Origin of the sequence: Paenibacillus sp. FSL H7-0326 (assembly GCF_001955535.1) — a bacterium.
In the GTDB taxonomy this organism is placed as follows: Bacteria; Bacillota; Bacilli; order Paenibacillales; family Paenibacillaceae; genus Paenibacillus; species Paenibacillus shunpengii.
Genome location: NZ_MPVN01000004.1, coordinates 138,190 through 159,897 on the forward strand (window position 1 = coordinate 138,190; position 21,708 = coordinate 159,897).

17 protein-coding genes are annotated in these 21,708 nt (G+C 48.0%); 12 read left to right on the plus strand and 5 right to left on the minus strand.

Annotated features, from left to right (window positions below; genetic code table 11):
* The first annotated feature begins 54 nt into the window (after positions 1 to 54).
* Genes BK126_RS19555 through BK126_RS19565 form a run of 3 tightly spaced genes read left to right on the plus strand, consistent with a single transcriptional unit; the run spans position 55 to position 2,826 of the window.
* On the plus strand, positions 55 to 996 hold the full coding sequence (locus tag BK126_RS19555; protein WP_076314238.1) for an ATP-binding cassette domain-containing protein: 942 nt from the start codon (positions 55 to 57) through the stop codon (positions 994 to 996).
* Positions 968 to 1,663, plus strand: a complete 696-nt coding sequence (locus BK126_RS19560) for an ABC transporter permease (RefSeq protein ID WP_076314239.1) — start codon at positions 968 to 970, stop codon at positions 1,661 to 1,663. The genes BK126_RS19555 and BK126_RS19560 overlap by 29 nt, the downstream gene beginning before the upstream one ends.
* A gap of 29 nt (positions 1,664 to 1,692) precedes the next feature.
* On the plus strand, positions 1,693 to 2,826 hold the full coding sequence (locus BK126_RS19565) for an SGNH/GDSL hydrolase family protein (RefSeq protein WP_076314240.1): 1,134 nt from the start codon (positions 1,693 to 1,695) through the stop codon (positions 2,824 to 2,826).
* Between the two features lie 79 nt (positions 2,827 to 2,905).
* On the opposite strand, the gene BK126_RS19570 is transcribed toward BK126_RS19565, so the two are convergent.
* Together BK126_RS19570 and BK126_RS19575 are read right to left on the minus strand one after the other, a co-directional pair.
* Positions 2,906 to 3,523: an acetate uptake transporter gene (locus BK126_RS19570; RefSeq protein WP_076314241.1), complete on the minus strand. Its 618-nt coding sequence runs from the start codon at positions 3,521 to 3,523 to the stop codon at positions 2,906 to 2,908.
* A 124-nt stretch (positions 3,524 to 3,647) separates the two neighbouring features.
* Entirely contained in the window at positions 3,648 to 4,559 is a 912-nt protein-coding gene (locus BK126_RS19575) for a phosphatidate cytidylyltransferase (RefSeq protein WP_076314587.1), read from the minus strand.
* A 144-nt stretch (positions 4,560 to 4,703) separates the two neighbouring features.
* Between BK126_RS19575 and BK126_RS19580 the strand changes: the two genes are divergently transcribed.
* The 7 genes from BK126_RS19580 (at position 4,704) to BK126_RS19610 (ending at position 15,387) form a co-directional block, all read left to right on the plus strand.
* Complete coding sequence (locus tag BK126_RS19580; RefSeq protein ID WP_076314242.1) at positions 4,704 to 5,249, plus strand: hypothetical protein; 546 nt, start codon at positions 4,704 to 4,706, stop codon at positions 5,247 to 5,249.
* Between the two features lie 87 nt (positions 5,250 to 5,336).
* On the plus strand, positions 5,337 to 5,801 hold the full coding sequence (locus BK126_RS19585) for a DUF6944 family repetitive protein (protein ID WP_256209739.1): 465 nt from the start codon (positions 5,337 to 5,339) through the stop codon (positions 5,799 to 5,801).
* 285 nt (positions 5,802 to 6,086) lie between these two features.
* Positions 6,087 to 10,472 (plus strand): LamG-like jellyroll fold domain-containing protein, encoded by a 4,386-nt coding sequence (locus tag BK126_RS30140; protein ID WP_076314243.1) that lies wholly within the window; start codon positions 6,087 to 6,089, stop codon positions 10,470 to 10,472.
* A 282-nt stretch (positions 10,473 to 10,754) separates the two neighbouring features.
* On the plus strand, positions 10,755 to 11,510 hold the full coding sequence (locus BK126_RS19595; protein WP_076314244.1) for an SDR family NAD(P)-dependent oxidoreductase: 756 nt from the start codon (positions 10,755 to 10,757) through the stop codon (positions 11,508 to 11,510).
* A 206-nt stretch (positions 11,511 to 11,716) separates the two neighbouring features.
* Positions 11,717 to 12,385 carry a YdeI/OmpD-associated family protein gene (locus BK126_RS19600; protein ID WP_076314245.1) on the plus strand — a complete coding sequence of 223 codons (669 nt, stop codon included), beginning with the start codon at positions 11,717 to 11,719 and terminating at the stop codon, positions 12,383 to 12,385.
* A 115-nt stretch (positions 12,386 to 12,500) separates the two neighbouring features.
* Positions 12,501 to 13,556: an LLM class flavin-dependent oxidoreductase gene (locus tag BK126_RS19605; RefSeq protein WP_076314246.1), complete on the plus strand. Its 1,056-nt coding sequence runs from the start codon at positions 12,501 to 12,503 to the stop codon at positions 13,554 to 13,556.
* 268 nt (positions 13,557 to 13,824) lie between these two features.
* Positions 13,825 to 15,387: a histidine kinase N-terminal 7TM domain-containing diguanylate cyclase gene (locus BK126_RS19610; RefSeq protein WP_076314247.1), complete on the plus strand. Its 1,563-nt coding sequence runs from the start codon at positions 13,825 to 13,827 to the stop codon at positions 15,385 to 15,387.
* Between the two features lie 3 nt (positions 15,388 to 15,390).
* Here the strand turns inward: BK126_RS19610 and BK126_RS19615 are convergent, their stop codons facing one another.
* Positions 15,391 to 16,281 (minus strand): diacylglycerol/lipid kinase family protein, encoded by an 891-nt coding sequence (locus BK126_RS19615; protein WP_076314588.1) that lies wholly within the window; start codon positions 16,279 to 16,281, stop codon positions 15,391 to 15,393.
* 199 nt (positions 16,282 to 16,480) lie between these two features.
* Between BK126_RS19615 and BK126_RS19620 the strand changes: the two genes are divergently transcribed.
* A complete protein-coding gene (locus BK126_RS19620) occupies positions 16,481 to 17,299 on the plus strand; it encodes an alpha/beta fold hydrolase (RefSeq protein WP_076314248.1) in 819 nt (272 codons plus the stop codon).
* A gap of 273 nt (positions 17,300 to 17,572) precedes the next feature.
* On the plus strand, positions 17,573 to 18,787 hold the full coding sequence (locus BK126_RS19625) for an MFS transporter (RefSeq protein ID WP_076314249.1): 1,215 nt from the start codon (positions 17,573 to 17,575) through the stop codon (positions 18,785 to 18,787).
* 148 nt (positions 18,788 to 18,935) lie between these two features.
* Here the strand turns inward: BK126_RS19625 and BK126_RS19630 are convergent, their stop codons facing one another.
* Positions 18,936 to 20,867 carry an FtsX-like permease family protein gene (locus BK126_RS19630; RefSeq protein ID WP_076314250.1) on the minus strand — a complete coding sequence of 644 codons (1,932 nt, stop codon included), beginning with the start codon at positions 20,865 to 20,867 and terminating at the stop codon, positions 18,936 to 18,938.
* Positions 20,864 to 21,619 carry an ABC transporter ATP-binding protein gene (locus BK126_RS19635; protein ID WP_047912670.1) on the minus strand — a complete coding sequence of 252 codons (756 nt, stop codon included), beginning with the start codon at positions 21,617 to 21,619 and terminating at the stop codon, positions 20,864 to 20,866. Before BK126_RS19635 ends, BK126_RS19630 begins: the two co-directional genes overlap by 4 nt.
* Positions 21,620 to 21,708: the final 89 nt, after the last annotated feature.

The following is a 21,708-nucleotide window of genomic DNA, read 5'->3' on the forward strand; positions in this document are numbered from 1 at the left end:
GGAAAAGAGAGATTCAATTGATATGCTAACAGCAGTTGAAAGGGGAGTGAACAAATGACGAAGATCATTCTTACGAAAATGCTGAGCAAGCATTATAAAGCAGAGGTTGTATCGAGCGTCAATATGGGGATTAAGCGCGGAGAAATATATGGGTTCCTCGGGCCAAATGGAGCAGGAAAATCTACGGTGATGAAGATGCTGCTCGGATTGGTTCAACCAACAAGTGGAGAAATAGAATTATTTGGCGAGCGACTGCTTCCAGGCTCGGTTGAACATCTCAAGCGGATAGGACATTTGATTGAGGCTCCGGTCTTCTATGAGAAGCTGACAGCAAGGCAAAATCTTGAGCTTCACGCCGAGTACATGGGTTACTATAAGGAGCAGGCGATAGAAGAAGCGCTAGAGCTTGTTCAGCTATTGGGAGCAGATGACAAGCCGGTTAAGCAGTTCTCGCTCGGCATGCGGCAGCGTCTGGGTATAGCCAGAGCGATATTGACAAAGCCTGAATTTCTGCTGCTGGATGAGCCGATTAATGGTCTTGATCCGGATGGGATTCAACTCATGCGCAATCTATTTCGAAGACTGAGAGATGAGAGGGGAATGACAATTCTCATCTCAAGCCATTTGTTATCAGAAATCGAGCAGGTGGCGGATACAATTGGCGTGATCAATGGAGGACGTCTGATTCAAGAAGTGTCCATGGAAGCGGTACATGCTTCTTCTAAGGAATACGTGGAGATCGTAACATCGAACATTACGCATGCTGCTTATGTGTTGACGGATAAGCTGAGTATAGGAAGCATTAAGCTGCTTGGTGATAATAAGTTGCGTATCTATCATATGGATATCTCGCTTGAGGATCTGTCTAAGGCGCTTGTCCTGAACGATGTTCCTATCCTATCCATGAATCAACGACACCACACGCTTGAGGAGTATTTCTTCGAGTTGATTAGAGGAGGCGAAGAGAATGTTGCATCTCATCAAGCTGGAGCTTAAGAAGGGAGGCTTATCAAGCTACCTATGGGGGTCTGTTGTGGCTTACGCAGCCATTGCTGGATTTATGATGTTGATCTATTTTGTAGAAGGACCGAATGTCCAGGAGCCTATATTCAGGAGCTACACCGAGATGTTCGAAACCATAGATCTGTTTGTAAGAGGCACTTTCATCATTTATGCATCTGTCATGATATCCAAGTTAATCATCAGCGAGTTCAGGGACAAGACGATAACACTTCTCTTTGCTTACCCCGTGAGCCGCAAAAAACTGATCATAGCTAAGCTGGCGATTGTCTTCTTTTGGACATTTCTAAATGTGATCCTTTGCAATTTAGTTGTAGGTTCGTTATTTGTTTCCATTAATTTGGGTGTGGGGTATATTCCTGGTCAGTTGACGACAGAGATGTTAATGCAGCATGGAGTGGAAATCCTGCTCCAAGCCATTGGGGCCGCGGGTATGAGTTTGTTGTCGCTTCCTTTCGGCTTGCGTAAAAAATCAGTTGCAACCACCATTGTATCCTCCATTCTGATTGTTTTCATTGTATGCTCGAATAATATGGGATTTAGCCTGAGCTCTATCATCGCCATTCCTTTAACGCTGGCAGCTATAGGTTTGTCTATCACTTATTTAAGCTTCCGGAATATTGATCGCGTCGATATAGGTTAAATATGCAGCCTCAATAAGGAGTGAAGTAATTGAAAGAAGATCCGAATCTGCAAACTTATCAGTTATCCGATGTTCCTCATCTTAAGGTTCACGGCCGTACGACAGGCAGGCTCGCACCACTCACCTTATTCTGGACGGGGAGTGGCATTGAACTGAACAGCACGGGCTCCGAGCTGTGGCTCGAAGTCGAAGTGGACTACAGCCAGCATGAACAGTGGATCTCTATTCTGATCAACGGGGTGCCGGCAGCAAGACAGATGCTCACGCACGGCAGGTACTGGATCTGCTTATTCAGAGGGATGAATGATCGTACGGTCAAAAATGTGCGAATCGTGAAGGAGGTTCAGGCCATGAGCGCCGATCCTGATGCCTTGCTGCAATTCCATGCGGTCAAAGGCAATGGGCAGTTTATGCCTGTTCCCGAGCGTGCTGTGAAGCTGGAATTTATCGGCGACAGCATCACTTCCGGGGAAGGAGCTATTGGCGCAAAATTAGAGCAGGACTGGATTCCGATGTGGTTTAGCGCGGTAAGCAATTACTGCGGGTTGACGGCCGCAGCGCTCGATGATGCGGAATACCGTATCCTGTCCCAGAGCGGCTGGGGTGTGCTCACAAGCTGGGATAACAATCCGAAGGCGAGCATGCCGCAGTATTATGAGCAGGTGTGCGGACTGCTGCCAGGAGAGCGAAACCGGGAGCTCGGTGCGCAGGAGCCGAACGATTTTGCCGCATGGCAGCCGGATGTCATTGTGGTCAATCTGGGTACGAATGATGGCGGTGCCTTTCACTCTCCCGAATGGCGAGATGAAGCAGGAGGAGCGACCCACAAACAGCGGTTAAATTCGGACGGAACATATCATAAGGAAGACTTACAGGCGTTCGAGAACGCGGTAGAGCAGTTTCTCGTCACCCTTCGGAAGAATAATAAGGAGGCTCATATCGTATGGGCCTACGGTATGCTCGGAACACCGATGATGCCGGCCATTTATCGGGGGGTGGATGCTTACCTGTCGAGATCGGCCGATCGGAAGGTATCTGTGTTCCAGATGCCGAACATGACGGAAGCGACCATGGGCGCGAGAAGTCATCCCGGTGCGTTGGCTCACGAGGAAGCCGCCACAGCATTAGCAGGGTATATTAGAGGCATTCTTCCATCTAAATAACAGGCTATATACAAACAGGCCATCTCCCGGATATCGGGAAACGGCCTGTTCTGATGCATACCGGTTTAAACCAATAGCTTTATTTTTTGAAAATGCCAAATGCTCGTCCCACAGGCAGGAAGGTCCGTCCAAAGTGCGTATTAAGCACAGCAGCGCCCGCTCCATACAAGGATAGAAGTCCGATACCCATCTCTGCATAGGCTGCCAGCGTGTGGAAGACGTGAGGAGCAATGCCGAAGGCATCCAGCGTCAAGCCGAGGAAGAGCAGATCGATCAGTACGAAAATAAAGAACAGCACTTTATGTGTCTCCATAGCTCCAATAGTCATAAATACGCTGAAGATCAAATAGCCGGCAAAAGCAAAGCCCAGTTGTCTGCCATCTGCTGCACCTGCAAGCTCCTCCCCGAACACGCCCATGTTCGTCAGCCAGCTGGCAGCTGTAGCAAACCAGAAGAAGGCATAAGCTCCAAAGGCGGTCATGCCGAAGGTGTTATTGTGCTTGGCGTCCAGCATGCTTGCGAACAATTGAGCGAAGGCTCCTAGAAAAATAGCCCATGGGATAACCAGGCTGAGGCCCTCGGTCAAGCCCAGCTTCTGCGAAGAAGCAACCAGTGTAACAATAGCCAGGCCGAATAGGCCGATACCGCTCGGATCAGCCGTTACAATCTTAACTTGAGTCGATGATGCATTTGACATGTTGTTTGTTAATGCCTCCAGTAATCTAATATAGGTGCATTCATTTCATTAATTTCTGAAAATTATGAAAAAAATCATGCTGAATCATTTTAGCGCATCAGGACATTTTAATCTACTACAAATATTACATAAAATCGAAGAAATACCGGATAAAGTGAAACAGCACCGGCGAAGTGTAGGTTAAGCTGTCAATTTGACTGAGATAGCCTTTCTTCGGTGCCTCCAGCTTGTCGCCTCCGAGCAGCAGGTCCCGCTTCAGCACGGAGATCGTTAAGCTGCCGAAGAATCCGCTGAGGCTGATCAGCATACCTGTAATTAGGCCAAACTTCAAATCGAACGGCGTCAGGTGAGGATAGGCAAAATAAGCGGCGGCTGTCGTCACGAGAAACGCGCAGGCAAACCCCTCCCACGTTAGATAGGGATTCGAGGTTGGTACGATTTTTCGCTTGCCAAAATAGAGAGACGCTAAATAATGAACGACATCACCCAGCTGTGTCAGCAGCACGAGATACAAGACGATTCCAGCTCCATACTCGGGCGCAGCGAACTGATAATAGGCCAGGTGACTGAGACCGAACACCATCAGCATAAGCCCCCACTGGGTAGAGCTGACGCTGCGTACAAATCCGATCGTGCCTTTGTTAATCAGCCGCGGAAGCGGAAGGAACAGGAACACATACACGGGAATAAAAATAATAAACATGCCGTACCAGCCAATGTAAATCCAAAAGAACTGCACCGGAATTGACAAATAGGCCCACAGAAACAGTCGGCGGTCTGCCTTCCTCGTCTTGATCATAGAGAAGTATTCCCGCAGGGAGAAGAAACATAGTACCATAAGCGATAAGAGCGAAACTGCCGGAGTGAACAGGGTAGCCAGACAGAAGATGAAGAACATGCCCCACCAGGTCTTGATCCGCTGGCCGATTGCCTTGTAGTCCTTGTCAGGCTGAACCCTGCCGATGATATGATAGATAATATGGATTGCAACTAACAACGTAAGAGTAACGATAAGCGTAGGTAAAGAACTGCTCAATGTGATGTCACCAACTTCTTCAAATTCTCGGCTATAATGAATGAAAACTACGGATAGAAGACCTTGATTATTCGAAAATTCCACCATTAGGATCATATGTTATTATGAAGGAATAGGTCAATCTTGATAAGGGGAAATTTCAAAATGGAAGCTTCACGCTCAGTTTATATATTGCTTACGAATACAGGGACGCTCTTTACGAAGATGATCCAGAGCTATACAAGGGCTCCCTATAATCATGCCTCCATTTCATTTGATCGGGAACTCTCCGAGCTGTACAGCTTCGGCAGAAAGCATCCGAATAATCCGCTGAATGGCGGATTCGTCAAGGAGGATATCAAGACGGGTACGTTCAGCAAATATCCTGGTACGACATGCGTTCTGTATGAGCTGAGGGTCACCGACCGGGAAGTAGTGAAGATGAAGAGAGTGCTGCAGATCTTTATTCGCAGTCATCGTAAATATATTTACAATATCCTCGGTGTGATTGGCATTACGTTAAAAGAGCCAGTTGAGTTCAGCAACTCTTACTTCTGCTCCCAGTTTGTCGCTGAAATCTTACAGCGGTCCGGAATCAAGCTGTGGAATAAGCTGCCTGCACTAGTGACACCGGATGATTTTCGCCAGTGTGACCGGCTGAAGCTGATCTATGAGGGCAAGCTGAGCGAGTACGAACCTGATCATGGATAAAATCTAGCAAAATATCTTTATCCTCGCGGACACCGGCTGCATATGCTATAGAAACTTACAGCACTCAGGAGAAAGCAGGGATGTACTGTGCCCGCCAAGCGACAGCAGCAGAAGCGGCTGGAGCGGCGCCAGCTTCCACAGCAGAAGAAGCAGCTGCCACAGCCGATCAAGCGGAATAACTCCAAAAAGTCCCCGCGGAAGAGGCAGCAGGGCCAGCAAAACCAGGCTAATGAGCAGTCTGAGCAAATCCAGCAGGATATTAATGTACAGCTTGCGATATATACATGGCTGCAGGCAATCGGCACGAACATCACAGCGATTGGACAGACCAAGATCCTGTCGAGAAGCACGGAGGTACAAGACGAGGGACAGAACCTGGTGGTTATAGGAAACATTATTCAGTCCATCGCCAATGCAGTCCAAACCGAGCTTACCTTGCAGCAAACCCCCTTTGTCACGAACAAGAGCGCCAACAACTGGAATGCCTTCGGCAGCCTGCTGCAATCCATTGGGAATTCAATTCAGGCGATCGCGACAGAAGCATCGGACTAAGAAACTCACATCATATTAGGAACAGCGAAGAGCATAGCGAAAGAAGGAAGCAGACGGATGATTAGTCCGTCTGTTTTTTTGCGGGAAAGTTATTGACGCCATATGGTAAATAAAGTTAGAATACAAATGTTAACTCGATTATTTAGTAATTAATATTGTTATTAATTATATGATAACGGAGGTGAACAGTTCTCCACACGCCGGCTATGGATGGTTTAGTCTAATCTTGTCAACAATCCCGCAAGAAATTGAGCGATACAGCTATATTAACGAAGGAGGATATGCATGAAGAGAATGATGAAGAAAGTTACGGCCACGCTTCTCACATTTACGATGCTACTGCCTGGCGCCGCATTCGCTGACTCCAGCCAGAAGGAAGATGTGAGTGGTCATTGGGCGAAGGAGCAACTCGGCACCTGGATCGACAGCGGTCTGATGCAAGGATATCCGGATGGGTCCTACAAGCCGAACCAGCCGATCACACGGGCTGAACTTGCGACACTGATTAATCGTACGTTCAACTTGGTTGAGGTGAACAGCAGCAGTAAGTTCTCCGATCTGTCGGTGCAAGATCCTTTTTATCAAGAGATATTGAAAGCGGTTGCGAACGGTTATATGAACGGATATGCAGACGGTACAATCAAGCCGGACAGCTATGTTTCCCGTCAAGAAGCGGCGGTGATGCTGACGAAGGCTTATGGACTGCCGCTGCAATCTGCTCTTGGGTCTTCTGCACTTTCTGATGTGAAAGGGCTTCCAGATTGGAGCCGGTCATATGTTAATACGCTTGTTAATGAGGGCTATGTGAAGGGCTATACGAACGGCACCTTTAGCCCAGAACGCCAGATCACGAGAGCTGAAGCAGTGACCCTCCTTCAGAACATCTCAGGACAGGTCATCAATAAATCAGGAACTTACAGCAACATTACATCCCGTAATGTGGTCATTAATCAGCCGGGTGTGACGCTTGAGGATACGACCATTGATGGAAATCTCTATCTGACTCAAGGGATTGCAGATGGAGATGTGGTGCTTAACAATGTCACTGTCAAAGGTCAGGTTATCGCTAGTGGCGGCGGTGAGAATACAGTGCACCTGCAGGACACTGCCATTAATGAGCTGCTGGTGAACAAGCTGAACGGCAATGTTCGCTTACTTGCTACAGGAAGTACGAACATCGACAAGACCTATGTTCTTTCCGGTGCATCTCTTGAAGAACAGGACTTAACGGGTGCCGGTTTCTTGGATGTCGTACTGCAAGCGGAGCTGCCCCTGAATGCAGTCGTTCGATTGAACGGGGAGTTCGAGCGGGTTGAAGTGGAGGCAGAGCATCAGCCTACGATTGACCTGATTAAGGGTCTGATCAAGCAGATCATTCTGAATCAACCGGCAGCGCTTCAGGTTGGTGAGGGAGCGGTCATTGATAAGGTAGAAATCCATGTCGAGGGCTCCATTCAGGTAACAGGAAAAGGGAAAGTGAATTCCAAGGATGACCGTATTGTTCATGATCGCGGTGACGAAACAACGGGTGGGAATCCGAGCCCGGATCCAAATCCAGGATCGGACTCAAGTGATCCATCGACCCCTACGCCAGAAGAACCGGGTCAGGAAGCTCCTGCCTTTACGAACGTATCTGTACATGATCCTTCTATCATTAAAGACGAAGATACCTATTATGTATTCGGTTCGCATATTGAAGCTGCCAAATCGGCTGATTTGATGAACTGGTCTACCTTTACGAACGGCTACACGACTCCAGGTAACAAGTTGTATGGCGATTTGTCCGAGAACCTTGCAGGCTCATTTGCATGGGCGGGTGAGAATGACTCAGACAGTAAAGGCGGTTTCTCAGTCTGGGCACCTGATGTGTACTGGAATGAGGACTATATCAATGAGGACGGAACGACAGGTGCCTACATGATGTATTACAGTGCGTCATCGACGTATATCCGCTCCGCCATTGGTATCGCGGTATCACAAAATATCGAAGGTCCATACACATATGTGGACACGATTGTATACTCTGGATTTACCAAGAACGATGCAAAAGATGCAGACAGTCAGGTTAACAAGAAATGGACGAATACCAACATTCAAGGTCTTGTTGACAGCGAAGTGCTGGCAGAGCCGAACCCGAATTGGTTCAAGGCGGACGGTGCCTATGATAATTCACAATACCCGAATGCAATCGATGCAACCTTGTTCAAGGACGAAGACGGAAGACTGTGGATGACCTACGGTTCCTGGTCAGGCGGTATTTTCCTGCTGGAGCTTGATCCAGAGACAGGCAGAGCGCTCTATCCGGGAGAAGATGGGAAGACCTCTGATGGACGTATGATCGACCGTTACTTCGGAATCAAAATCGCAGGCGGACATACCAAATCGGGCGAAGGTCCATTCATCGTATATGATGAAGCCTCCGGCTACTATTACTTGACCGTTTCCTATGGCTGGCTTGGAGCAAACGGTGGTTATAACATCCGGCAGTTTAGAGCGGAGAGTCCAGAGGGTCCTTACCTCGATGCAGCTGGAAATGATGCTGTTCTGCCAGCGGGGACGGAGAACGAGAAGATTGGCATTAAGCTTATTGGTAACTTCCTGTTCGAGAGAGAAATTGGTGAGGCTGGAACAGGAAGCGGTTATGGATATGTATCGGCAGGGCATAATTCGGTCTTCTACGATGAAGAGCTGGATAAGCATTTCTTGTTCTTCCATACTCGATTCCCGCAAAAAGGGGAGGCACACGAGCTGCGTGTCCATCAAATGTTTATGAACAAGGACGGCTGGCCTGTTGTTGCCCCGCATCGCTACTCAGGTGAATCACTTGAAGAGGTGGCAGAAGAAGAAATTGCAGGAGAGTATAAATTCGTCAACCATGGACTTGCCTATTCAGGAGATATTGTCAGCTCTGTGAATATCGTTCTGAACGAGGATCATACGGTATCCGGCGATGTATATGGAACATGGACTCTTGTTGATGACTACGAAGCGCAAATTACTATTGATGATGTGACTTATGACGGCGTATTTATATCCCAGTGGGATGAGACGACGAAGCGGGAGACGATGAATTTTACAGCTATCTCTGAAGCCGGCGAAGCGGTATGGGGAATCCAGCAGCCGGACAAGTCAGATGAGCAGGTCGTTCAGGATGTGCAGCAGGCGCTGACGCTTGGGAATACATCAAATGTGAGCTCTCGTCTGGACCTTCCAACAGAAGCGGCACGAAACACAACGATTACATGGGCGACTTCCGATCCAAGTGTAATTACTGCGGAAGGAGAAGTATTCCCTCCTGAGGTAGGTGAAGAGAATCTGACAGCTGTACTGACGGCTACCATTACCAAAGGTGACGCATCACGCACAAAAGAGTTCAATATTACAGTTACACCGATTGATGTGACGTTTGGCTTGTCTGCGCAGTATTCCTTTGAAGATAATCTTGCCGCATCGGTTGGCGATTTCGGAGAGGGCACAATCACCGGAAATCGCATTAACAATGAGGGCGGAGCGATTACTTATGAGGCAGGAGTACAAGGGAAGTCCGCTGTATTTGACGGAAATTCAGGCATCAAGCTGCCCAATGGATTGATCGAAGGAACCGAATACTCGGTATCCATGTGGCTGAACCCGGAACAGACAACACAATATACAACGGCCTTCTTCGGAGGCTCGGATAAGAGCTGGATCAGCTTCGTTCCCCATGGAGGCGATGGGAATACGATGCTCTGGTCCGGGGAGAACTGGTACGATGCATCAACAGGCTCCCGAATTCGAACCAATCAATGGCATCACGTAGCTTTCTCCGTCAATGGCGAATTTGTTAAAGTGTTCGTTAATGGAGAAGAAGCTTACTCCGGCGCAGGATTTCCTCATGTATTTACGACGAGTGAAGGTGTGTTTAGTCTTGGTGTGAATTTCTGGGATACACCGTTCAAAGGAAAAATAGATGAGCTTAAAATTTACGATGTTGCCATTACAGCGGAAGTTGCTGCGAAGCTTGCTGAAGATCTGCCGCCGCGTGAAGAAGGACCTGCAGAGCTGCAAGCGCAGTATTCCTTCGAAGAGAATTTGGCAGACACCGCAGGTAACTTTGAAGCAGGAACCGTGATTGGTAACAATATCAATACTCCGGACGGTGGATCCATCACCTATCAAGACGGGGCAGAAGGTAAAGCAGCCGTATTTGATGGCAAGTCGGGCGTAAGACTTCCGAATGGCCTTATATCCAGTGACAGCTACTCTGTAACGATGTGGGTATATGCAGATGAGCTGCCAGGCGTGAATACGACCACTTTCTTTGGAGCGCTGTCGAATGCAAGCTGGCTTAGTCTAAAGCCGGCAGGTCCTGAGGGTAAGTCCATGCTCTGGTCTAATTCCAATGGAGCTTGGTACAATGCGGTAACAGGCACTAAGCTTCCATTAAGTGAGTGGACTCATTTGGCCTTCACAGTCGCTGGCGATCAGGTCAAGGTATATGTTAATGGGGAAGAAAAATTCACAGGTTCAGGCTTCCCGGACATCTTTCTCGACAATACAGGAACCTTCAGTCTGGCTGTGAATTGGTGGGACCCCCCGTTCAAAGGCATGATGGATGAGCTGAGAATATATCAAGGTGCCATCAGTGCAGAAGAGGTACAGGAGCTTGCAACAACATCGGCAGTGAACTAACACAGCAGGTGGATCAAGCAGGAATAACACAATAAGGGCAGGCGAACAATAAGTTCGTCTGCCCTTTTTTTGGGCTATTCGACGTATGTCATAAATCCTCATATTTAAGAGCTTCTTGGGCAAACATATAAAAATGGAGTTGTCTGGAAACAGTTCGTCTTGAAGCTCGAACCAACAAAGTTCGACTACATTTGACAAAACTGTGACAGAGGAGTACAATAACAAATAGTTAGTAACTCACTTCAATATACTTACTTTTTATATACAAAGGAGTCCTGAATCATGTCTGAATTAAACGGAAAAGTCATCGTCGTTACAGGTGGAGCAAGCGGTATCGGCAGAGAGGCTTCTTTGCAGTTGTCGGCAAAAGGAGCAACGATTGTTGTAGCTGATTTTAATGAAGAAGGTGCCAAGAAAGTCGTATCCGAGATTGAAGCGCAGGGCGGTACAGCGGCTGCTTACAAAGTAGACGTGTCCAATGGCGATGAGATCAAAGCGTTGATCGACTTTACAGCTGAGAAATTCGGAACCTTCAGCGGTATTTTCAATAATGCGGGTATTGGTCTGGTTAAACCGTTCCTTGAAATGGACCCTGCGTCCTATCACCGTGTAATTGATGTCGACCAACACAGCGTATACTATGGTATGTACTACGGAGCTAAGAAAATGGTTGAGCTTGGCGTCAAAGGTACCATCGTGAATACAGCTTCCATCTATGGAACCATTGCTGCTGTCGGCAGCTTCAACTATAACGCAGCTAAAGCGGCTGTTGTGATGATGTCCAAATCTGGTGCACTTGAGCTGGCCGAGCATGGGATCCGTGTGGTGGGTGTTGCTCCTGGCTTCATTAATACGCCGATTCTTGGGGAAGATGAAGCAGCGAAGAAATTCCTGGCCGAGCAGCATATGCGCGGTGAACTGATTGAGCCGGAAAAAGTAGCAAGCGCTGTAACCTTCCTGTTTACTGATGCTGCTTCTGCCATTAACGGAACAACGCTTCCAGTGGATGATGGTTTCCTGAGCTTCAAAACAAAATAATTGCCGTTTTTGAAAAGCTGACTTGCACACGAATCGGTGTATAGACGTTTAAAGCGTTTATGCACCGATTTTTTCATATGAGCAGGACACACGAACTAAATATCGATTCAGTCTATTCGTGTTTATATCATTCGTTCGCTATAATCTCTAGAGAAAGCTTCTAATTCCTCTTTTTTCACAGAATATATGAATGGACAGGTGAGAAGATGACAAAGACCATTGTACAAAAGCTGAATTTACATAACTTTACCCGCAAGGCCGTGCTGAATTTGCCTGCAGACATCGATTATTTTGCAGAGCTCGGGGAATATGAGCATGAGCTGGCAGAGAGTAATTATGATCTGATCTTTGCCTTCGTGCTGGATATGGACCAGATGAAGTCACAGGTGAGCAGGGTGATCGAAGAGGATCTGCTGGAAGAGAAGGGCTACCTGTACTTCGCTTATCCCAAAAAGGGCAACAAGGTATACTCTACTTACATTCACCGTGATGAGATCTTGGGAGGAATAGGGGCAGATGAGGACGGCTATGTAGGGACAAGCAGTATTAAATTTGCCCGCATGGTGGGTATGGATGACGTATTTACCGTGGTAGGGCTGAAGAAGGAACAGCGGAAGAGTAAGGAGTCCTCCAAAGCAAGCCAGAGAGTAGAAGATTATGTCGCCATGATCCCAAATGTGGAGCAGGATTTGCAAAATGAGCCGGAGCTGCTTGCCTTCTACCTCACCCTTACCCCTGGATATCAGAAGGACTGGGCACGGTACGTATACAGTGCCAAGCAGGAAGCAACGAGAGAGAAACGACGGGAAGAGATGAAGATGATTCTCGGAAAAGGGTACAAGAGCCGCGAGCTGTACCGCCAGGAGCAAGGGTAGATCTTCGGATAAAATAGTGCTTGATAAATCAGCCATTCGACCTCAGAATATAGATAGTGCGTTAAAGTTATTAACTTACAAAAATTAATTAATATAAAGCAGGAGGAGAAATCGAATGGAGATAGGAATCAGTACTTTTGCAGAGACATCACCCGATGTGCATACCGGTGAGGTGATGAGTCACGCGCAGCGTCTGCGCGAAGTGGTGGAAGAGATTATTCTGGCCGATCAGGTGGGACTTGATGTATATGGAGTTGGGGAGCATCATCGAAAAGATTATGCCGCATCCAATCCTGCAGTCGTTCTGGCAGCAGCAGCACCGCAGACCAAGCGAATTCGGCTCACGAGCGCCGTGTCCGTGCTGTCATCAGCCGATCCGGTACGTGTGTTTCAAGACTTTGCGACCTTGGACGGCATTTCGAACGGACGCGCGGAGATTATGGCGGGCAGAGGTTCTTTTATCGAGTCCTTCCCCCTGTTTGGCTATGATCTGAATGACTATGACACCCTGTTTGATGAGAAGCTCGACTTGCTGCTCAAATTAACCGCATCGGAGAAGGTAACCTGGCAGGGGACTCATCGTCCGGCAATCAACAATCTTGGTGTATACCCAAGGCCGGTTCAGGACCCTCTTCCGGTATGGATTGGCAGTGGCGGGAATCAGGAATCCGTCATCCGGGCCGGGCTGCTGGGGCTCCCGCTCGTGCTTGCGATTATTGGAGGAAGACCTGCACAGTTTGCACCGCTGGTTCAGCTGTATAAGAAGGCGGCTGCCCATGCAGGGCATGATGCTTCCAAGCTTCCAGTGGCTTCTCACTCCCATGGCTTTATTGCAGCAGATCAAGAGACAGCTGTGGAGAAGTTCTTCCTTCCGACCCAGCAGAGTATGAATGTCATCGGACGGGAACGGGGCTGGCCGAGCTACTCGCGCCAGAGCTATGATGCAGCCCGCAGTCTTGAAGGGGCGCTGTATGTTGGTGACCCGGACACGGTGAGCGAGAAGATTATATATTTGCGAAAAAATGTCGGCATTACTCGGTTTATGCTTCACGTCCCCCTGGGCACAATGCCGCATGAGGAGGTCATGACGGCGATTGAGCTGCTCGGCACGAAGGTCGCCCCTCGGGTTCGGGAAGAGATCGCTGCGTGGGAAGCGAATGGTGGAGCCTAAATCAGAGATATCATGATAAGTGATTGATTATATATAGAAGATCTTCAAGCCTTACTTTAAGCGTAAGGGTTGAGGATCTTTTTTTTGCGTTATAGATGGCAAAGAAGTGAAAAAAGCAAAAAAAAATAATCTACAATTATTCCTATCGTGATATAGTAGATTAAAGTCGTTTTATGTAGAATTATGGCTAGAGAACGGCAACAACCTGTTTTATAATTTAATGAGGATTTAGTATGAAACCATAAAAGTAATCATGGAGTAGATGAAGATGGCAGAAGAGCTGCGCTTACCGGTATTCATGATCATGGCTGGCGGCAGTATAAGCGTAATTTTATGTGTATACGGACTGCTGAGGCTTAAGAGTGCACCTGGCGGGATGTACTATGTCTGGATGACATTAATGGCATCCTTTTTTTCATTTGCCTATGCGGCGGAGCTGACCAGCTCGACACTGATGCAGATCAAGTTCTGGATCACCGTCGAATACATCCCGCTTCCGCTTATTCCTGCATTCATGCTGCTCATGTGTACACAATATGTCGGTGTGGCTATAAAAAAATGGGTTTATTATATCCTTTTTGCCATCCCAGTGACGACGACACTCATCCAAAGCACGAACGAGCTGCATCATCTGTACTACACCTCCGTGACACTCCGGGAGAACGCTCCATTTCCGATCGTGGAGCTGACTTATGGACCGTGGTTCGCGGTGCACTCGGTTTATCTGTACGGATGCATCATCGCGAGTGCCGCTATCCTGCTTGTACAATGGGGCAAGGCAGCGCCCGCCTTTCGGAGGCAGCTTCTTACGATGGCGGTTGGGAATCTTGTGCCGATTATCGGCGCCTTTTTGTACTTGGCGGGTATGAGTCCTTACGGGATCGATCTGGGGCCTGTTTTTATTAGTCTGTCCTTTATATTTCACAGCATCGCCCTGTTCCGGTTTCAGATGTTCAGCGCCGTACCTCTGGCGAGAGAGATGGTGTTTGAGCATATGAGGGAAGGAGTCGTCGTATTGGATGACAAGGACATCATTGTTGATTACAACCAAACGGTACTGACTGTGTTTCCACGAATGACCAAGGAGGTTATAGGGCGCTCGGCATCGGACGCACTTCAGGATTATCCTGAGCTTGCGGAGCTGGTTCGCCGTGGGCTGGAGTTTGACTATATGCTCAAAATAAATGGAGTGAATCAGCATTTTCACGTCAGATTTACACCGATGATGAAGCAAGGGATGCCGATCGGCCGCATCATCACGTTTGCCAACATCTCAGAGCGCATCCTGATGCAAGAACAGCTCAAGGAGCTGGCTGATACGGACGGGTTGACCCAACTCCTAAACAAAACCGCACTACTGAGAGAATCGGATAGGGTCATTCATGAATACACCGAGCATGGGGGAAGGCTCTCCGTGATCATGTTCGACATCGATCTGTTCAAAGAAGTTAATGATACGTATGGTCATGAAGCAGGAGATATCGTGCTGACCCATGTGGCAGATGCTATTCATTCGACACTCAGCGGTGCAGGATTTGCAGGCCGGTATGGCGGGGATGAATTTATCCTCTGGCTTCCGGACACCTCCCTGACGGAGGCGTGTGAGCTTGCGGAATCGATTCGTAAGAATATTGCTGGACGTCAGATGATTGTAGAGGACCAAGAAGTTAGGGTAACCTCCAGCTTTGGTGTAGCGCATGCCGGTATCGTCCCTGGCGAAGGACAGCATTCCGCTCAGTCCCTCATGAGGGAAGCAGATAAAGCGCTGTATACCGCCAAGAAATCGGGGAGAAACAGTGTTTATCCGCTTAGAAAATGGATTCATGTATAAAATCTAATCTTCCTCTGGAACGATCACATCAATATGACGGGATAATATACGCAGATGGAGGGGCAGAGAAGGACCAGCTTCTCCATCAATATTGGTAGACAATGACTCCTCAGATCGAACACGGACTTCCTTCGCTGTAAAGTAAACCACGTCGGAATGATCCTTTAAATTCCCGAGTAAGAGCGACGTTCCGACAGTAAGTGTGTTAAAGACATTTATATCCTTGATGATGAAGCAGTGAATCAGTCCGTCGTCCACGGAGGCCGAAGGCACCATCTTCTCAAATCCGGCGACAGAGTTCGTTAATGCAGCCACGAACAAGGGGGATTCACCTACCCATGTTTCATCATCATGCTCGATAATCAGATGATTGGACGGGCTGTTCACGAGGCGTTTAAGGCCTTCTTTGTAATAAGCGAACGCGCCGAGCTTCGATTTTTGCTCAGAGCTCACCTCAGCTAACACTTCAGCCAGCATGCCGACCGCAATGACGTTGGCAAAGATCCGATCATTGATCAATCCGATATCAATCGGCTTCAAGCGGGTGGAACGGAGCGTACGGATCGCCTCATCCGGATCAAGCGGGATATGGAGTGCTCTGGCAAAATCATTAACAGTGCCGAGAGGAACAATGCCAAGCTTGGGTCTGTGCGCTTGATCCATGTAACCATTCAGCGTCTCGTGCAAGGTACCGTCTCCTCCGATGGATACAACCAGATCATAGCAATCCTCACAGGCGGAAATGCAGAAGGCTGTTGCATCATGCTCCTTCGCTGTTTCGTTTACGGACGTCTGGTAGCCCTGTTCCTCCAAGACCTCCTGTACATCTCTCAGATAGGCAAGAGCTTCTTCCTTACCTGAAGAAGGGTTAATAATAATCATTGCCTGCTTCATATCGTTGTTCCTTCCTTGGTTATCATTTTGATATTCTTTACCCTGAGAAGTCCCCATGTGAATACCCGGCAAGCCTACATCCTCAAAAAATAAGAAAGAATCGCCCACATACCTTCTATTTTTCACAGAAGCATTTCCCTTTATTATCGTATGTAGATGCAGCTACGCTGTTTGCGATAAATAAGAGAGGTGTGTTGATATGACTTCTACTCCTTTAACGGATAAATATATAAATTTAGATACCTGTGCTGTCGTTACAGAATTTCCTTATATGCTGAACCCATTCATGCTGTCCGATGATGAGAACCGTTTCGTCACGCCGCCTGGAGAGCTTGTTCCGGTGGGGGATCGCCAGCTTCACACGCTGATTACCGGATCAGGCGATCAGACGATTATTCTGGAAGCAGGTAACGGCGGCTGCTCACAGGACTGGTCTCGGATACAGCCTGAGCTGTCCAAGCATGCAGTAGTGCTCTCCTATGATCGTGCAGGATTCGGCTGGAGCAGGGGAGAGGAGAAGCAGCAGACCTGCCGAGAGGATGTGGAGGATCTGCGAACCCTATTGGCTGTGAAGCAGCTGAAGCCTCCCTATGTTTTTGTCGGGACCTCGTTCGGTGGAATGACCATACGGCTGTTTGCTTCCATGTATCCGGATGAAGTGTCTGGATTGCTGCTCGTCGATTCGATTCATGAGGGCATGAACATCGAGGCTATAGCTTCAGGATATCGCCGCAGTGCATTTGCAGTCGCTGATCCTGAGCTTGAGCTTAGGTATGCTCGTGAGAGTGTTCGGCAGTTGTATAGTGCTGCACCGCTTCGGCCTTCGATGCCGGTCATCGTGCTGACGGCAGGCAAGCAAACGGAAGAGTGGAAGGACAGCCAGCAGGCATTGTTTGAACTGACCAATTGCACAATACCGCTAACGGTTCAGGACAGTGAGCAAGACATTCATATTCATCAGCCGGAAGCGGTCGTTGATGCAGCGCTCTCCCTGGCCATACTCGGCCAGCGTGGATAGCATGAACGAATTGTGATTTTACAGTAAAAGGATTCCTCCGCACATATGGGTGGGGAGTCCTTTTTTTGGTTCGATTAAACGCCTAGACATATGTAAAAAAGTACATTATAATTATAAAGTTATTAGTTACCTAGGGTAACTATATAATTGATAAAATTACTCGGCCTTTTGTGACTGAATAGAGCTTAAGAAAGCTTTTTTTGCAGAGGACCAGACTTGCACCAATGCGGGATGGTTCTTTTTTGTGATCTATATAGAAAGGGGAATGTGTTAATGGAACAGACAGTATCAAAGGACCGATTATGGACAAAGGATTTTTTCATTGTCTTCGGTGTAAACTTTTTATTATTTTTATGCTTCTACTTGCTCGTCGTTATTATGCCATCTTACGCCATTAATGAGTTTGGGGCATCAGAGAGCATGGGTGCATTTGCATCCAGTATCTTTGTGATCGGTGCATTGATCGGCCGGCTGGTTGGAGGCAGCACGATTGAGAAGGTGGGACGGAGACGGATGCTCTTGACCGGGCTGATTTCTTTTGTCATCCTGACCTTTCTTTATTTCGTCACCCCTAATCTGGGAGTACTCCTGATCGTCCGTCTGCTGCACGGGATTGCCTTTGCCCTTGCTTCTACAGCGACAGGAACCATCTCGGCCAGCCTCATCCCTCATTCCAGAAGAGGAGAAGGAACCGGATATTACGGTGTCAGCATCATTATTGCCTCTGCCATTGGCCCATTTATCGGATTGCTGGTCAAAGAACACGGGAGCATCACGTTAAACTTTATTTTATGCGCGGTTCTTGGCGTACTATCCTTGGCTTCCTCTTTCCTGATGAAGGTTCCGAAGCTTACACTGACCGCGGAACAGCAGAAGGACTTAAAAGGCTTCAAGATATCCAACCTGGTGGAACCGAAGGCCATTCCGATCTCCATCATCAGCTTCGTCATGGCGTTTGGATATTCTAGCATTCTAACTTACCTCACCTTGTTTGCCGAAAAAATAAACCTGGTGGAGGTCGCAAGCTTCTTCTTCATCGTCTATGCGATTGTCGTCATTCTGACCAGACCCTTCACAGGGAAATGGTTCGATAAGCATGGAATCAACGTGGTCATGTACCCTGCTATTGTGGTGTTCGCCATTGGACTTGCGATACTGAGTCAGGTGCACAGCGGTCCATTGCTGTTGCTCTCCGCCGTCTTCGTCGGGCTTGGCTACGGAACAACGCAGGCCAGCGCTCAGGCTCTCGCCGTGAAGAGATCTCCCGTTCACCGGATGGGACTGGCTACCTCGACCTTTTATATCTTTGTAGATGTTGGGATTGGCGTGGGGCCCTTTATTCTCGGGTTCCTTACACCGGTCATCGGCTACAACGGCATGTACATGGCAATGGCGGCACTGATGATCGTTGGATTTGTTCTTTATTATGCACTGGTGGGCAGAAAAGAAGCCGCAATGCAGAATTCAGAGCTTAAGATATTGAATTAACGACTGAGAAGTCGTGGGCAGCCTTAATGCCTATTAAAAAAATTCCCTGCCTTCTTTGGCAGGGAGTTTTTTTATATCAGCACCGTTTGTTCTTGGTATCGCGAAATGAGATCTTGCATAGTGCAAGGGGATGTTATTCAAGTCATGCTCACAGCGAGCTTTTGATCACCCGTTTGTAGTAGTTGACTGACAGGATACCAAAGATCGAATAGAGCACGGTGTACAGACCCATCACGATCAGCATCGGCGCCATGAGCTCGGTACCGAAGAGGAACCAGCCTGACTTGACGGCGAAGTAGCTGTGGCACAGACCGACAATGAGCGGAATGCCGAAGTTGAACAGCTGCTTGAACCTTATGCCGCGCATCAGGTTGCTCTCTGTAAAGCCCAGCTTGCGCAGAATCGTATAATTAGGCCGCTCTTCTTCACTTTCATCCATCTGTTTGAAGTACAGAATACAGCCGGAGGTAATCAGGAATGTCAGACCGAGGAAGCCGACGATGAACATGATCATTCCCATGTTATTACGTTGATTCAATTCAAAATCATATTGAGAGAAGCTTGGTACGCCAAGATCCATCTCTTTATATATTTGATGGGCTTCTTCGACCTGTGAACGGTCCTTGAGCTGAACTCCGTAATAGTTGGCACGGTCGTCTGTTTGAAGCTCCGGATTCATATCTTGGTGCAGCTGCTGATACACAGTCTCGTCTACAATAACAGTAGGTGATAAGCCGCCGTAAAAATAGGAGAGCACAGCCTCTTTCTTGATTCCGATCAGTTTCTGATGAATTTCAGTTCCATTTCTTCCGATCAAATTGAACTCACCTGTATTAGCAATCGTCATGAAGCTTGATAACGAATCATCGTATCCCATGAATACAGCTTCACCAGGTTCAAGCTCGATTCCTCCAACCATCGTTTCACTGAGCACAGGCGTTGCAATCGTTTCATCGGCAAATGTACTATTAGACATGAGTTTACTTGCATCCATCTCAGCTGTAATCGGCTGTCTGTGGATGACCTCATAAGCGATCAGGTGTGAATCCAGCTCGGATATGAAATCTTCTTTGACTTGCTCATCTGCAAAGGAGAAGTCATGCGGTACACTATTCTTCGCACTCGTTTCAGCAGAATAATAAGAGATATAGCTGAGTGACAGCAGGCCGATCGCGAGCGCCGAGACGGTCGTGATGACGGTGAGGAGCATGGCATTCGATTTCATCCGGAACATAATGGATGAGAGCGACAGCACCTCGCCAATGGACAAATATCCATTCTTGCTCTTGCGGATCGCGTTGAATATGAAGCTGACCGAGCCCTTATAGAAGAGATAAGTACCGATGATGACGGACGCCAAAATAAAGATCATGGCCCACATCAGATCTCCCATTTCCGTAAAGCGTCCTCCGAATAATTGAGAGGAAACATAATAACCGCCCAGAATCAGAGCGATTCCCAGTACGCCGAGTAATATTTCGAACAGTGACATCTTACTCACCCGCTGCTGTGCGGTGGATACGACACGGAACAGGGAGAGTATGCTCTGTCTGACAATGAACAGATAGTTCATGATCATGATCAGCACATAGATGAGTGCAAACACAATAACGGTCTGCGTGAGAGCCTCCGGTGAGAAGCGAAGGGCTGCCAGCTCATCCACACCAAGTATTTTGAACAGAATCATAAGAATAAGCCGCGAAGCGGCGAAGCCTGCCGCAATACCGATAACCATGGAGCCAAAATACAGAATCAGGTTCTCTGCCGTCAGGATCCGGAAGATGCGGCCTTTCGTCAGACCAATCAGCTGGAACAGTCCGATCTCCTTGCTCCGGCGTTTAATGAAGATCGTGTTGGCATAGAGCAGGAAGACGGCGACAATGGCAACGAGCAGAACCGAAGCTGCCCCAAGTGCCGCAGCCCCTTTGACCGTACCCTTCGCTTCATCCATGGACGGATCGTATTGCAGCGTTACGAATGAGAAGTACAGGCCGACACTGAAGATAAGAGCAAATACATAAAGATAGTAATTGCGTATGTTCTTCTTCAGGTTTCGAAAAATAATGGTATTCAGATTCACGCTTGAACACCGCCCAGCACGCCTTGGGTTTTCATAATATCGCTCAGGAAGGAGGATCTCGGCTGCTCGCCCTTATTCAGCTGCGAGTATATCTGTCCGTCCTTGATGAAGATGACCCGGCTGCAGTAGCTTGCCGCTACGGGGTCATGCGTAACCATAATGATCGTTGCCGCATGCTTCTCGTTCATGTCACTGAGCTTATTCAGCAGATCGGAGGCAGACTTCGAATCGAGCGCCCCTGTCGGCTCATCTGCAAAAATAATGCCTGGATCATGGATGAACGCTCTGGCAGCAGAGGTCCGCTGCTTCTGTCCGCCTGAAATCTCACTTGGGTATTTATCCGCCAGTTCATATATGCCAAGCTCGGATGCAACCGCCTTGAATTTCTCCAGCGCAGCCCGCTTGGATACGTTCTTGATGGATAGCGGAAGGAGTACATTTTCCTTAACCGTCAGTGTGTCGAGCAGATTATACTCTTGAAAAATAAAACCGAGATGGTTCTTGCGGAATTCAGCGAGATCCTTCTCCTTCATGCCTGTAAATTCCTTGCCCTCAATCTCTATGGTTCCCTCGCTCAGCTTGTCGATGGAGGACAGCACATTCAAGAGGGTGGTCTTGCCTGAGCCCGAGGCGCCCATGATGCTGACAAACTCTCCTTTGTTTACTTTCAGATCGATCCCTTTCAGCACTTCCTGCTTGTTGAATTTGTTGCCGTATATTTTGTGGATCTTGTTTGCTTCCAATATAACCACGGGTTTCACTCCTTATGTTCTTTATGAATCCATCTTACCTGGTTCACGTAAGATTCTCCTTCGATTCAGCGAACAAAGCACAAAAGCAT